11 protein-coding genes are annotated in these 14,084 nt (G+C 68.1%); 7 read left to right on the top strand and 4 right to left on the bottom strand.

What is annotated here, in order from left to right:
• Positions 1-29: 29 nt before the first annotated feature.
• The 3 genes from ACT009_RS09085 (at position 30) to acs (ending at position 3,725) form a co-directional block, all read left to right on the top strand.
• Positions 30-707, top strand: coding sequence for a hypothetical protein (locus ACT009_RS09085; RefSeq protein WP_445190780.1), 678 nt, complete (start codon positions 30-32; stop codon positions 705-707).
• A gap of 89 nt (positions 708-796) precedes the next feature.
• Positions 797-1,765: a magnesium/cobalt transporter CorA gene (corA, locus tag ACT009_RS09080; protein ID WP_445190779.1), complete on the top strand. Its 969-nt coding sequence runs from the start codon at positions 797-799 to the stop codon at positions 1,763-1,765.
• A gap of 22 nt (positions 1,766-1,787) precedes the next feature.
• Complete coding sequence (gene acs, locus ACT009_RS09075) at positions 1,788-3,725, top strand: acetate--CoA ligase (RefSeq protein WP_445190778.1); 1,938 nt, start codon at positions 1,788-1,790, stop codon at positions 3,723-3,725.
• A 148-nt stretch (positions 3,726-3,873) separates the two neighbouring features.
• Here acs and ACT009_RS09070 read toward each other — a convergent pair whose 3' ends face one another.
• From ACT009_RS09070 to ACT009_RS09060, 3 genes are all read right to left on the bottom strand, one after another.
• On the bottom strand, positions 3,874-4,695 hold the full coding sequence (locus tag ACT009_RS09070; protein WP_445190777.1) for a flagellin N-terminal helical domain-containing protein: 822 nt from the start codon (positions 4,693-4,695) through the stop codon (positions 3,874-3,876).
• A gap of 161 nt (positions 4,696-4,856) precedes the next feature.
• Positions 4,857-5,648: a class I SAM-dependent methyltransferase gene (locus tag ACT009_RS09065; protein WP_445190776.1), complete on the bottom strand. Its 792-nt coding sequence runs from the start codon at positions 5,646-5,648 to the stop codon at positions 4,857-4,859.
• A 58-nt stretch (positions 5,649-5,706) separates the two neighbouring features.
• Positions 5,707-6,366 carry a PRC-barrel domain-containing protein gene (locus tag ACT009_RS09060; protein WP_445190775.1) on the bottom strand — a complete coding sequence of 220 codons (660 nt, stop codon included), beginning with the start codon at positions 6,364-6,366 and terminating at the stop codon, positions 5,707-5,709.
• A 70-nt stretch (positions 6,367-6,436) separates the two neighbouring features.
• Between ACT009_RS09060 and ACT009_RS09055 the strand changes: the two genes are divergently transcribed.
• From ACT009_RS09055 to ACT009_RS09040, 4 genes are all read left to right on the top strand, one after another.
• On the top strand, positions 6,437-9,625 hold the full coding sequence (locus ACT009_RS09055; protein WP_445190774.1) for a helicase-related protein: 3,189 nt from the start codon (positions 6,437-6,439) through the stop codon (positions 9,623-9,625).
• Complete coding sequence (locus ACT009_RS09050) at positions 9,622-9,957, top strand: hypothetical protein (protein WP_445190773.1); 336 nt, start codon at positions 9,622-9,624, stop codon at positions 9,955-9,957. The genes ACT009_RS09055 and ACT009_RS09050 overlap by 4 nt, the downstream gene beginning before the upstream one ends.
• 123 nt (positions 9,958-10,080) lie before the next feature.
• Positions 10,081-11,592 carry an ATPase domain-containing protein gene (locus ACT009_RS09045; protein WP_445190772.1) on the top strand — a complete coding sequence of 504 codons (1,512 nt, stop codon included), beginning with the start codon at positions 10,081-10,083 and terminating at the stop codon, positions 11,590-11,592.
• Positions 11,589-13,280, top strand: coding sequence for an ATP-binding protein (locus ACT009_RS09040; protein WP_445190771.1), 1,692 nt, complete (start codon positions 11,589-11,591; stop codon positions 13,278-13,280). Before ACT009_RS09045 ends, ACT009_RS09040 begins: the two co-directional genes overlap by 4 nt.
• A 2-nt stretch (positions 13,281-13,282) precedes the next feature.
• Here the strand turns inward: ACT009_RS09040 and xth are convergent, their stop codons facing one another.
• A complete protein-coding gene (xth, locus tag ACT009_RS09035) occupies positions 13,283-14,083 on the bottom strand; it encodes an exodeoxyribonuclease III (protein ID WP_445190770.1) in 801 nt (266 codons plus the stop codon).
• Position 14,084 lies beyond the last annotated feature (1 nt).

Here is a 14,084-nt window from a genome sequence, read left to right as displayed (position 1 = left end):
CCGACGTAACTCGTCGCGAGAGGTATCAGATGCGAACCACCCTTCACGTCGCGCTTCCGCTCATCGTCGTGATGCTCGCGACGCCGGTATTCGTCTCTGCGCAGGATATGCTGCCGGCTCACGAGGCCGAAGAGGACCTGGCTGAATATGCCGACTGTGTCGCCAAGCGCAAAGCGTTCCGCAAGCCGGTGGCCGAGTTCCTGCGCGTCGTTCCCGACAGTGCGCCCTTCTACCGGGCGAGCATGAAGGCAGCGGATCTCACGTGCCTGAACGATGCGGCGGTTCGGCGCCGCGCGTCGAAGCTGGAGATGCGGCTGCAACCGGCGACGTTCAGAGGTGCGCTGTACCCCGCGCTTTACCGTCGCGACTATGGCAAGGCCGGTCCGCCTGCCGGGATGGCGACGGTCGCTGCTTATGAGCTGGCCAAGGAGTTCGACGGCGAGGTGTCGACGCTGCCGGCGGACTATGCCCCCGGTCGCGCCATCGGCGACTGCATCGCTCGCAACGCGCCGCACGACGTCCATTCGATGCTCGTCTCACATCCCTGGTCTACAGGCGAAGATGCCGCGATCGGGCGATTGAAGCCCGTTCTCGCCAATTGTCTGCCAAGCCAGCAAACCGTCCGCTTCAGCCGAGAGGCACTCCGGGCGTATGTGGGTGAGGCCACTTACAAGCTCGCCATCGCTTCGAGCGCACCCGCTTCGTAACCGCCGCCGTTCGGCAAAGATGGCGTCGCGATCCGACCCGACCTAGGATAGGGCACAGGCGACACGATCGCCTGTGTCGAGAGGACCCGATGACCGTCGTCGCCGCCTATCTGTATCGCCGCGGCAAGCGGGTCCGCGAGGTCGGCATCGACGAGAAGATCGACTGCCCCGCCGACAAGTCCGAATTTGTCTGGATCGGGATCTGCGATCCAACCGAAGAGGAGATGCGGACACTCCAGGAAAAATATGACCTCCACCCGCTGGCGGTGGAGGATGCGGTGAAGGCCGATCAGCTGCCGAAGCTGGACGTATATGGCGACCAGCTGTTCGTCGTCGCGCGGACCGCGCATCTGGACGACAACAACATCGCCTACGGCGAGACCTCGATCTTCGTCGGTCACAGCCACATCATCAGCGTTCGGCACGGATCGGCGCGGTCGCACAAGGCGCTGCGTGAGCATCTCGAGGCGGCGCCGACGCTGCTGATGCACGGAGTCGATTACGTGCTGCACGCGATCCTCGACTTTATCGTCGACGGCTATCTGCCGGTGATCGAAACGATCGAGGACGAGGTGCTCGAGATGGAGCAGGCCACGCTCGACAAGTTCCTGGGGCGCGACGAGGTGACGCGGATCTTCCGCCTGCGTCGCGAACTGATCCGGTTCGGGCGGGTGCTGGTGCCGATGGGCGAGGTGGCGGGGAAGCTCGTGCGGCTGGATCTGCCGTGCATCGATCCCGAGACACGGCCCTATTTCAGCGACGTGCTCGATCATGTCCGGCGGGTGCAGACGATGACCGATGGCCTGCGCGACGTGCTCGCGTCGGTGTTCGAATTCAGCAATCTGCTGGAGCAGCAGCGGACCGGCGCGATCACCCGCCAACTCGCCGCCTGGGCCGCGATCCTGGCGGTGCCGACCGCGATCGCGGGCATCTACGGCATGAATTTCGAACATATGCCCGAGCTGAAGACCGAATATGGCTATTTCGTCGTGCTCGCGGTGATCGCTGTGGTGTGCACGGCATTGTACGTCCGCTTCAAGAAGGCGGGCTGGTTGTAGAGCCTCAGGTTGGGAGTGGCGTGTGAAGGACGAGATCTACCCGGTGCCCGCGGACTGGGCGGCGAACGCCAAGATCGACGCGGCGCGCTACGCCGCCGACTATGCGCGGTCGCTGGCGGATCCAGAGGGCTATTGGCTCGAACAGGCGACGCGTCTCGACTGGATCAACGCGCCGACGCGGGCGGACGAGAGCGACTTCGGCGAAGCCGGGTTCGCGGTGCGCTGGTTCGGCGACGGCGTGCTCAACGTGTCGGCCAATTGCCTCGACCGGCATCTAGCGACGCGTGGCGACCAGGTCGCGATCGTCTGGGAACCCGATGATCCCGCCGCGGCACCGCGCCACATCACCTATGCCGAGCTCCATGCCGAGGTGTGCCGCTTCGCCAACGTCCTGAAGGACCGCGGGGTGCGCAAGGGCGACCGGGTGACCTTGTACCTGCCGATGATCCCCGAGGCCGCGGTGGCGATGCTCGCCTGCACGCGGATCGGCGCGATCCATTCGATCGTGTTCGGCGGCTTCTCCCCCGATGCGCTGGCGGGGCGGATCACCGACTGCGACAGCCGCATCGTCATCACCGCGGACGAGGGCTGCCGCGCGGGCCGGAAGGTGGTGCTGAAGGCCAATGTCGATGCCGCCGCGGCGCTGGCGCCGAGCCTCGACACCGTGATCGTGGTGAAGGTGACCGGCGGACCGGTGACGATGCAGGCGGGGCGCGACCATTGGTATGGCGAGCTGATCGCGGCGGCCGATGCCGATTGCGCGCCGGAGCCGATGGCGGCGGAGGACCCGCTTTTCATCCTCTACACCTCCGGATCGACGGGCAAGCCGAAGGGCGTGCTCCATACCACCGGCGGGTATCTGCTGTGGGTGAGCATGACCCACGACCTGGTGTTCGACTATCGCGACGGCGACGTGTTCTGGTGTGCGGCGGATGTCGGCTGGGTTACCGGGCACGGCTATATCGTCTACGGACCGCTCGCGAACGGGGCGACCACGCTGATGTACGAGGGTGTGCCGAACTGGCCGACGCCGTCGCGGATCTGGGAGGTGGTCGACCGGCACCGCGTGAACCAGCTCTACACCGCGCCGACCGCTTTGCGCGCGCTGATGCGCGAGGGCGACGAGTATGTCGTGCGCACCAGCCGCGCGTCGCTGAAGCTGCTCGGAACGGTCGGCGAACCGATCAATCCGGAGGCGTGGCGCTGGTATCACGACGTGGTCGGCGAGGGGCGCTGCCCGATCGTCGATACCTGGTGGCAGACCGAGACCGGCGGGCACATGATCACCCCGCTACCGGGCGCCACCGCGCTGAAACCCGGCAGCGCTACGAGGCCGTTCTTCGGGGTCGAGCCTAAGCTGGTCGATGCGGAGGGCAAGGTGCTCGACGGCGCGGCGGAGGGCAATCTGGTGATCACGCGGAGCTGGCCGGGGCAGATGCGCACCGTTTGGGGCGATCATGCGCGTTTCTTCCAGACCTATTTCAGCACCTATCCGGGCGCCTATTTCACCGGCGACGGCTGCCGCCGGGACGAGGACGGCTATTACTGGATTACCGGCCGGGTAGACGACGTGATCAACGTCAGCGGCCACCGGATGGGGACCGCAGAAGTGGAATCGGCGCTGGTCCTGCACCGCGACGTCGCCGAAGCCGCTGTGGTCGGTTTCCCGCACGAGGTGAAGGGGCAGGGCATCTACGCCTATGTGACGCTGAACGTCGGCGAGACCCCGAGCGACGCGTTGCGCGAGGAACTGGTGCGGTGGGTGCGTACCGAGATCGGGCCGATCGCGACGCCCGATGCGATCCAGTTCACGCCAGGGCTGCCGAAGACGCGCTCGGGCAAGATCATGCGGCGGATCCTGCGCAAGATCGCGGAAGGCGACGTGGGGAGTCTAGGGGATACGAGCACGCTGGCGGATCCGGCGGTCGTGGACGATCTGGTGACCAATCGGGTGGGATGAGGGTGGAGCGGCTGGCGTTCCGCTTACCTCCGGCCATGCCTGAGCTTCCCTCGAAAACAACAAAACCCCGGCGGCTGGTGGCCGCCGGGGTTCGCTGTGGTCCGCCACCGTCACCCTTGGGGGGCGGTGCCGGGGCGGGAACGCCTGATTACTTCAGCAGCTGAAGCACGCTCTGCTGGGTCTGGTTCGCCTGGGCGAGCATCGCGGTGGACGCCTGGCTCAGGATCGATGCCTTGGCGAGCGCGGTCGATTCCGCCGAGAAGTCGGCGTCTTCGATGCGGCTCTTGGCGTCCGACAGGTTGGTCGCGTTCGAGGTCAGGTTGGTGACCGCCGACTGCAGCCGGTTCTGCGAGGCGCCGAGCTTTGCGCGTGCCGTGGTGACGTTGGTCAGCGCGGTGTCGAACGCGGTCTCGCTGAAGGTATAGGTCGCGGTGCTGACGTCGATCGCCGAGCCGCTCGACGTCGCGACGCCCGAGACGTCGACGCCGCCGAAGCTGATGTCGACCGCGTCGGCGGCGACCGCACCGGCCTGGACCTTCACGGTCGCGGCGGTGGTCGGGAACAGCGCGACGTTGTTGAACTTGGTGTTGGTCAGCGTGCTGTCGACCTGCTTGCCGAGCGCGTCCATCTCTTCCTTGATGTTCTTGCGATCGTCGACCGAATAGGTGCCGTTGCCCGCCTGCACCGCCAGTTCGCGCATCCGCTGCACCATGTTGGTGACCTCGTCGAGCGCGCCGTCGGCAGTCTGGATCATCGAGATGCCGTCGTTGGCGTTGCGCACGCCCTGGTTCATGCCGCGGACCTGCGCGGTCATCGACGAGGCGATCGCGAGGCCGGCCGCATCGTCCTTGGCCGAATTGATGCGCTTGCCCGTCGAGAGCCGCTCCATCGCGGTCGACAACATGGTATTGGCCTTCATCGACGCATTCGCCGAGCGAAGCGCCGAGATGTTGGAAGCGATAACAGTCATGGTCCAAATCTCCGTCTGATCGGTGCTCCCCGCCGCCCCCAGAGCGGAAGGACCAAGCATCCAAATGCTAGAACGGCAGGACAGGACCGGGCTTTAGCGGGAAATCGTACCGTCCCCGCAGCGAATGACGCGCGGTGACGGTGCGGGACGGGATCGCCGGATCAGCGCGGCTTGACGAACTTCAGCGTCATCCGATCGCTTTCGCCGATCGCTGCGTATTTGGCGCGATCGACGTCCTTCAGCGCGTAGCTCGGCGGCAGCGTCCAGACGCCATCGGGATAGTCCGCGGTGTCCTTCGGGTTGGCATTGATCTCCGACCGGCCGGCGAGCTTGAAACCGGCGCCGGTCGCGAACGCGATCACCGAGCTGGTCTTCATATATCCGCTCTTCTCCTCCGCGGCGGCGTCGCGCTTCTCGGGCAGGCGGTGCTCGACGACGCCGAGCGTGCCGCCGGGCTTGAGCATGCGGAACAGCGAAGCGAAAGTTTCGCGCGCGCGGTCCTGCCCGCCGAACCGCCAATTGTGGACGTTGCGGAAGGTGAGGACGACGTCGGCGCTGTTGTCGGGAACGCCCGGCGCGCCCGCGGCGGCGGGGAAGGCGACGAGGCGGACCTTGCCGTAGGTCGCGGCATCCTTGGCCTGCATCGCGCGGACGCCGTTCAGCCCCTTCTCCCAGGGCCCCGCGGCATAGAGCGTGCCGCCACGCGCGGTCAGCGGCGCGAGGATCTCCGTATACCAGCCACCCGACGGCCAGATCTCGACAACGGTATCGGTCGGCTTGACCCCGAAGAAGGCGAGCGTCTGGGCGGGGTGGCGATAGCGATCGCGCGCGGTGTTGGCGGCGGTGCGGGTCGGCGCGGCAACCGCGGCGGCGATCGCGGCGGGGACCTGCGGGCTGCTCGCAGCGATCAGCGAGGGGGAGGCGAGCAGGAGAAGCATGGCGAAGCGGTTCATCGGTCGGCCCTTTCGAGAAGCAGCGAGGGTGACCGCAGGCGGCGCCGGACGCAAGCGGTCAATCTGCCAGCGCGGGCACCCGGGTCGGCCAGTGATCGACCTCGATCTCGGGCAACGCCCGAAGCGAGCGATCGTCGAGCGCGGTGTGGATACCGTCGGGGCCGAGCGTCATTGCGTCGGGTGGGAGCGCGTGGAGCCGTTCGCCCACCCCGCCGAGCCCGCCGACGCTGATCACCGCATAGGCGAGCGAGACGCCGTCGCAGGTGACCATCGCATCGACCACGGTCGCGACCTTGTCGCCGCGCGCGTCGAGCACGTCGGTGCCGGTCAGGCCGCTGACCGGTACGATCTGCGATCCCGGTTCGACGCGGCTGCGCAACGTGGCCTTGCGGCTGCCGTCGGCATAGCGTGCCTGCCTGCCGAGCCAGCGCCAGATCCCGACCATATTGACCAGCGTCAGGAAGGCATTGCTGAGCAGCAGGTTCTGCTGGCCCGAGGCGAGGCCGATCACGCACCAGCCGAGCGAGCCGATCGTGAACACGACGAAGCCCCAGCCAGTCACCCGGGGGCTGATGTTCGCCGCGGTCATCATCGCCGCGATCATCGTCGCGGCGGGGGCGGCGATCTCCGCCACGGAGTTGAGGGTCGAGGCCATGCGCCTTCCAACGCCGCAGGTCGGCACCGGTGCCGCCCGTTCGCCCGCCTTGATCTGGATCACGACGATCGCTGGAACGGCCGCCGATCAGGTCCGTTCGAAAAGGCCAAGTCATAAAGGTCGCTTACGCTCGATGTCCTCGAAACCTGCCGCCGCCGTCGAGGCGCTCACCGCCGCTCAGACGACCACCACGATGTCGACCGGCGAGGTCGCGGCGGCGCTGGCCGAGCGGCTAATCGACACCGACCTGATCTATGCTGCCAGCGACGAGGTCGCGGCGATCGCGATTGCGCAAGCATTGTCGGCGTTCGTACCCGAAGCGGCGGTGATCTGCTGCCCGGCGAGCGACGCGTTGCCGGGCGACGACGCGCCAGCATCACCCGCCAATGTCGGGCAGCGGGTGTCGGCGCTGCGCCGCCTGCGCCGCGCCATCATCGCGGGGGAGCAGCGGATCGCGTTGATCGCAACGGGCGAGGCGCTCGGCCGCGCCTATCCGGAGCCGGGATCGTTCGACGCCGCGCCGCCGCGGATCGACGTCGATGCCCCGCTCGATCTCGCTGCGCTGTTCGCGACGCTGGAAGGCATCGGCTATTTCGCCGACGAGCGGGTCGACGAACCGGGCGAGGCGGCGCTGCGCGGCAACGTGCTCGACGTGTTCCCCGCGGACGCGCCGCAGCCGCTGCGGGTGGAGGCCGCGGACGGCAAGATCATGTCGATCCGCTTCTACGATCCCGCGGATCAGCGCACCACCAGCGACTGCCTGGGGTACGAGCTCGGCCAGGTCGCGGAACCCGCGGTCGGCGAGGCGCCGACGTCCTTGCTCGATCATCTGCCCGACGCCGTCGTCATCGTGCCCGAGGCGGCGGACGACCGGCGCCGGCGCCTGTTGGCGCTCGGCAGCGACATCGCCAAGCGCGGCACCGGCGCGACGGTGCGCGACCTGATCGACGACAAGCAGTGGCGGCGTGCGCTGAAGGCACGTGATGCGGGTAGCCTCGACCGGGTCGGCGATCCGCCACCCCGCTTCGTCGAGGAACGAGCGCCGCTGAAGGTGTTCGCGGCGACCGTCGCCGCGGCGCGCAAGGAGGGCAACCGGGTCGCGATCCTCGGCAGCGCGCGCGACCTGCGGTTCCTGAAGCCGCGGCTCACCAAGCGGCTGAAGCTCGACATCGCGGATGTGGCGAGCTGGGCGGCGTTGCAGAACGCAGGCGCCGGTGCGGTGGTAGCGATGGCGGTCGCGGTGGAGAGCGGCTTCGTGCGCGAGGGCATCGTCGCGGTGGCGGCGGCGGACCTGCTCGGCAGCCGGGCCGAGCGGCTTGACGCGGCGACCGCCACCGGCGATGCGGGGCTGTTCGACGTCGGCGAGATCCGCGTTGGCGATGTGATCGTCCATGAGGATCACGGCATCGGCGTTGTGGCCGGGCTCGAACCGATCCCGTCGATCGACGGTGCGGAAAGCGGCGATGCGATCGCGCTCGACTATGCGGATGGCGGCAAACGGCTGGTGCCGGTCGCGGAGGCCGACCGGATCTGGCGCTACGGCGCCGATGCCGACGCGGTGACGCTCGACAAGCTCGACGGCACCAGCTGGATCAAGCGGCGCGGCGCGATCGACGCGGCGATCGCGGAAAGCGCGCGGGGGCTGACCCAGTTGGCGGAGGAGCGCGCCAAGCGGGAAGCGCCGGTGCTGCAGCCCGCGACCGCAGCGTACGAGCGCTTCGCGGCGGGCTTTGCCTATACCGAGACCGCAGACCAGGCGCGCGCGATCGAGGCGGTGCGCAGCGACCTGGCGTCGGGGAAGCCGATGGACCGGCTGGTGATCGGCGACGTCGGCTACGGCAAGACCGAAGTGGCGCTCCGCGCTGCGGCGATCGTCGCGCTTGCGGGGCGCCAGGTGGCGATCGCTGCGCCGACGACGGTGCTCGCGCGGCAGCATCTGGAGGTTTTCACCGCGCGCTTCGCCGACAGCGGCATCGTCGTCGCCGGGCTGTCTCGGTTATCGAGCGCGGCGGACAAGAAGAAGGTGAAGGCGGGCCTCGCCGACGGATCGGTGCAGGTCGTGATCGGCACCGGCGCCGTCGCGGCCAAGGGCATCGCCTATCGGGATCTCGGACTGGTCGTGGTCGACGAGGAGCAAAGATTCGGTGCGGCGGACAAGGAGCGGCTGCGCTCGCTGGGTGCGGGGCACACACTGACCCTGTCGGCAACGCCGATCCCGCGCACCTTGCAGACCGCGCTGGTCGGCCTGCAGCAATTGTCGGTGATCGCGACCCCGCCGGCACGACGTCAGCCGATCCGCACCGCGGTGGCGGTGTTCGACCCCGCGCTGGTGCGCGCGGCGCTGCTGCGCGAGAAGAGCCGCGGCGGGCAGAGCTTCGTCGTGGTGCCGCGGATCGAGGACATGGCGGCGCTGGCGGAACAGCTCGGCAAGATCGTCCCCGAACTCGAACTGCGCCAGGCGCACGGCAAGATGCCGGCCGCCGAGATCGACGAGGCGATGGTGCGGTTCGGCCGCGGCGACGGCGACGTGTTGCTGGCGACCAACATCATCGAGGCGGGGCTCGACGTGCCGCGCGCGAACACGATGATCCTGTGGCGGGCGGACCGGTTCGGGCTGTCGCAACTCCACCAGCTGCGCGGACGGGTCGGTCGCGGCAGCCGGCGCGGGCAGGTGCTGCTGCTGACCGCGGGAGATGCGGAGATCGCGCCACGGACCTTGAAGCGACTGCGGACGCTGGAGGCGTTCGACCGGCTCGGCGCTGGCTTCGCGATCGCGGCGCGCGATCTCGACATGCGCGGCGCGGGGGACCTGCTGGGCGAGGCGCAGGCTGGGCACATGAAGCTGATCGGGATCGATCTGTACCAGCATCTGCTCGAAGCGGCGTTGCGTGCGGCGCGGGGCGAGAAGGTCGAGCGCTGGACCCCGGAGCTGAGCCTGGGAATCGAGGGGCGGCTGCCCGCGAGCTGGATCCCCGACGATGAAATCCGCGTCACGCTCTATGCGCGGCTCGGCCGGTTGCAGGACCTGACCGCGATCGACGCGTTCGAGGCGGAGCTGGAGGACCGGTTCGGCGCGGTGCCCGACGAGGCGCGCACGCTGCTGACGGTCGCGCGGATCCGTGCGGGAGCGTGCGCTGCGAAGATCGCGCGGATCGACGCCGGACCCGCCGCGATCGCGCTGTCGCCGCGCGCCGACGCGACGATCGACGCCGAAGCTGCGGGCCTGGTCGCAAGCGGAGAGCGGTTCCTGCTGGCGCAACGGATCGCCGACCCGGTGGAGCGGCTGGCGCGGGTCGCAGACCTGGTCGACGAACTGGCGTGACCGCGGTGCGGCCTGCACCGCTGCGGACCCCTGACGGTCGCTATATCGTCGTGCGCGGGCGACTGTGGCGGACCGCGAACCCGGCGCTAGCCGAGGATGATCGTGCGGCGCTGGTCCAGGAGTTGATGCAGGCGCGCCGCGCGGTCGGCGTGGCCAGGCGCGGCGGCGATCCGGACGCGGAAGCGGCGGCGCACCGGCGGGTCGATGCTGCGAAGATCGCACTCGGCGAACGCGGGCCGGTCTGGTGGTCCGACGGGGCACCGGACCTCAACCGGCACATGGCCCACACGACGTGTTATGCCGAATGGTTCCGTTCCGTTTCAGAAGCTTGACGTCGCTCCGGCGGCAAGGGAGGACGTCTTCCCGACGATCCCACGCAGCCAAATGGCGAACGGTTCGTTGACGTAACGGAACATGCTGGTGGTCGCGAAGCCGCAGCGCAGTCGAGGAACGGCATGGCGGACAGTGTAGATGAGATCGTGAACGACCGGCTGTCGACCGGCATTGCGGATCTCGACAACATCGTGGGCGGAGGCGGGCTGACGCGCAACCGCGCCTATCTGCTCGAAGGGACGCCGGGGAGCGGCAAGACCACGATCGCTCTCCAGTTCCTGCTGGAAGGCGCGCAGCGCGGCGAACGGGGCCTGTACATCACGTTGTCGGAAACCGCGACCGAGCTGCGCGAGGTCGCGCGCAGCCACGAATGGAATCTGGACGATATCGAGCTGTTCGAACTGGTCAGCGGCGAGCATCTGGATCCCGATGCGGAGCAATCGATCCTCGAGCCTTCCGAGGTCGAGCTAGGCGAGACGATCCGCGGGGTGATGGAGTGCGTCGATCGGCTGACGCCGACCCGCGTGGTATTCGACAGCCTGTCCGAACTGCGACTGCTCGCGCAGAATTCGCTGCGGTATCGGCGGCAGATCCTGGCGCTGAAGCAGTATTTTTCGATCCGGCGTTGCACCGTGCTGATGCTCGACGATCGCAGCTCCGATCCGGGCGACCTGCAACTGCACAGCATCGCGCACGGGGTGATCACGCTGGAGCAGTCCGCACAAGATTACGGCACCGAGCGGCGGCGGCTGCGCGTCGTCAAGATGCGCGGTGTGAAGTATCGCGGCGGCTTCCACGATTTCACGATCGAAACCGGCGGCGTGCAGGTCTTTCCGCGGCTGATCGCGGCCGAACACCATACGCCGTTCACCGCGGCGCTGCGATCGACCGGGGTCGCGCGGTTCGACGAGATGCTCGGCGGCGGTCTGGCGGCCGGGACCAACGCGCTGTTCACCGGCCCTTCGGGCGTCGGCAAGACCAGCAGTGCAGTGCGGTGCGTGTTGAGCGCCTTGGAACGCGGCGAGAAGGTCTCGTACTTCCTGTTCGACGAGGGGCGCGCGACGATGCTCGCACGTGCCAAGGCGATGATGATGGACCTTCATCCCTATCTGGCCGACAATTCGCTGACGGTGTCGCAGATCGATCCCGCCGAGCTTTCCCCGGGTGAGTTTTCCAGCTGGGTGCGCAACGCGGTCGAGACGCAGGGCGTCAAGTTCATCGTCATCGACAGCCTCAACGCGTTCCTTCAGGCGATGCCGGGAGAGAAATACCTGCTGCTGCAGATGCACGAGATGTTGAGCTATCTCAATCAGCAGGGTGTGATCACCGTCCTGATCCTCGGCCAGCACGGGATCATCGGCGACGTGCGTGCCGACGTGGATCTGAGCTACCTGTCGGACACGATCCTGATGTTCCGCTATTTCGAAGCGCATGGCGAAATGCTGAAGGCGGTATCGATCGCGAAGAGCCGTACGACCGCGCATCAGAGCACGATCCGCGAATTCCGGCTGTCGGCGTCGGGCATCGTGATCGGCGAACCGTTGAAGGATTTCGAGGGCGTGATGACCGGGCTGCCGACCTATCGCGGCATCACCCCGCTGCTGGCGCAGGAACCGGCGGCCGGCGCGGCGTGAGCGTCGAAGACCGCATCCTGATCCTCGCGCTGCGCGGGCGCGATGCGGTCGTGCTCGACCAGTTGATCGCGCGACAGGGGCACGACGCCGCGGTGTGCACCGACGCGCGGATGCTCGCGCACGAGCTCGGCGACGGTGCCGGTGCGGCGCTGATCACCGAGGAATCACTGATCGGGGCGGACCGGGCACCGCTCGAATCGTGGCTCGCTGCGCAGGAGCCCTGGTCGGACTTCCCGTTCATCCTGCTCGCGACCAAGCGTGCGGGCCAGCGCCCGGCCGAGGCGATGCGCGTCCTGCAGGTGCTCGGCAACGTCGTGGTGCTGGAGCGCCCGGTGCATGGCGAGACGCTGGCGAGCGCGATCAACGCGTCGCTGCGGGTGCGGCGCCGGCAATACGAGGCGCGCAGCCGGTTGCTGGCGCTGCAATCCGCCGAAGAGCGGCTCACCAACCTCAACGCGACGCTGGAGGCGCGGATCGTCGAGCGTACGCACGAATTGTCGCGGGCGAACAACCAGCTGCTTCAGGAGGTCAGCGAGCGCGAGCGCGTGCAGGCGGCGCTGGTGCAGTCGCAGAAGATGGAGGCGGTCGGCCAGCTGACCGGCGGCATCGCGCACGATTTCAACAATCTGCTGACCGTGATCACGGGCAATCTCGACCTGATCCGGCGCGTCGCCGCGAACGAGCGGGTCGATCGCTATGCCGGCTTCGCGAGCCATGCCGCGGAACGCGCGTCGAAGCTGACGCATCAACTGCTCGCCTTTTCGCGCACCCAGCAGCTGACGCTGACCTCGGTCGCGATCAACGATCTGGTCGACAACATGACCGACCTGCTCGATCGGACGATCGGGCCGCAGATCGAACGGCGCCGGGTGCTCGACCCGCAGGCGCCGTTCGTGGTCGCCGACGCGCACCAGCTGGAGCTCGCGGTGCTCAACCTGGCGATCAATGCGCGCGACGCGATGCCCGACGGCGGCATCCTGACGATCGCGACATCAATGTCGTCGAGCGCGCCGGAGGGTTTGGCGCCGGGCCGCTACGGGGTGATCAGCGTCACCGACACCGGCACCGGGATCCCGACCGAGATCATGTCGAAGGTGTTCGATCCGTTCTTCACAACCAAGCCGGTCGGCAAGGGCACCGGGCTCGGGCTGAGCCAGGTGTTCGGGATCAGCCGGCAATCGGGCGGAACGGTGCAGATCGACAGCAACGAGGGACAGGGCACGACCGTCCGCATCTGGCTGCCGATCGCATCGACCGAAATCCACGAGACCGAGGTCGTGGCGGCGCGGCCGCTGCTGGCGGATGGCGCGTCGGCGCGGGCGCTGGTGATCGACGACGACGACGCGGTGCGACGCTTCATCGTCGAGGCGCTGGAGCTGTTCGGCTACGACGTCGGCGAGGCGGCATCGGGGCATGACGGGCTGGCGATGCTGCGTGCCGCGCCGCCCGACCTGCTGATCGTGGACTTCGCGATGGCGGGGATGAACGGGCTGGAGGTCGCCGCGGCAGCGCGTGCGCTATCGCCGACGCTGCCGATCGTGTTGGCGACCGGCTATGCCGATACCGACGAGACCGCGGATCCGGCGGTGGTCAACACGACGCTGCGCAAGCCATTCAAGATCGACGACCTGTCGCGCGCGGTGCGGGTCGCGCTGAACGCGCCAGAGGTGGTGGGTCCCGACGCCTAGAGTTAGCTCTTCTTCCCTCGTTTCGGCGCCTCGTCGGCCAGCTCGATCCAGGTCGGTGCGTGGTCGCTGGTCTTGTCCCAGCCGCGGACGTGGCGGTCGACCTCGGCGGTGCGGAGGCGTGGAGCGAGCGCGGGACTGAGCAGCAGATGGTCGAGGCGCAGGCCGGCGTCGCGGGCATAGGCGTTCCGGAAATAGTCCCAGAAGGTGTAGATCGTCTCGTCGGGGTGGAGGGTGCGGATCGAGTCGGTCCAGCCCTGTGCGAGCAGGCGCGCATAGGCGGCGCGGACTTCGGGGGCGAACAGCGCATCTTCGGTCCAGCGTTCGGGCTTGTAGACGTCCCGTTCGGTCGGCATGACGTTGAAATCGCCCGCGATCACGACGGGCGCGCCGGTGGCGTGGAGCGTCGCGGCGTGATCGATCAAGCGATCGAACCAGCGCATCTTGTAGTCGAACTTGGGGCCGGGGCGGGGATTGCCGTTGGGCAAATAGAGGCAGGCGACGAGCACGCCGTTGATCGCGGCTTCGAGGTAGCGGCTCTGCACGTCCTCGGGTTCACCGGGCAGGCCGCGGCGGGTCTCGTGGATCGCGCCCACGCGGCTGAGGATCGCGACGCCGTTCCAGCTCTTCTGCCCGAGCCAGAGCGCGTCGTAGCCGAGGTCGCGGATCGGCGCTTCGGGGAACTTCTCGTCCGGCGCCTTCAGCTCCTGCAGGCAGACGATGTCGGGGCGTTCCTCCTCGAGCCAGCGGAGCAGCACCGCGAGGCGGCCGTTGACGCCGTTCACATTGTAGGTGGCGATCTTCATC

The organism is Sphingomonas sp. Tas61C01, from assembly GCF_052567495.1.
This window is presented reverse-complemented; position numbering and strand designations above follow the sequence as displayed.

What these genes read in the sequence shown, in the direction of transcription:
- ACT009_RS09085 (WP_445190780.1), top strand. Translation starts at nt 30, where the DNA reads ATGCGAACCACCCTTCACGTCGCGCTTCCGCTCATCGTCGTGATGCTC.
- corA (WP_445190779.1), top strand. Translation starts at nt 797, where the DNA reads ATGACCGTCGTCGCCGCCTATCTGTATCGCCGCGGCAAGCGGGTCCGC.
- ACT009_RS09070 (WP_445190777.1), bottom strand. Translation starts at nt 4,695, where the DNA reads ATGACTGTTATCGCTTCCAACATCTCGGCGCTTCGCTCGGCGAATGCG.
- ACT009_RS09065 (WP_445190776.1), bottom strand. Translation starts at nt 5,648, where the DNA reads ATGAACCGCTTCGCCATGCTTCTCCTGCTCGCCTCCCCCTCGCTGATC.
- ACT009_RS09055 (WP_445190774.1), top strand. Translation starts at nt 6,437, where the DNA reads ATGTCCTCGAAACCTGCCGCCGCCGTCGAGGCGCTCACCGCCGCTCAG.
- ACT009_RS09045 (WP_445190772.1), top strand. Translation starts at nt 10,081, where the DNA reads ATGGCGGACAGTGTAGATGAGATCGTGAACGACCGGCTGTCGACCGGC.
- xth (WP_445190770.1), bottom strand. Translation starts at nt 14,083, where the DNA reads ATGAAGATCGCCACCTACAATGTGAACGGCGTCAACGGCCGCCTCGCG.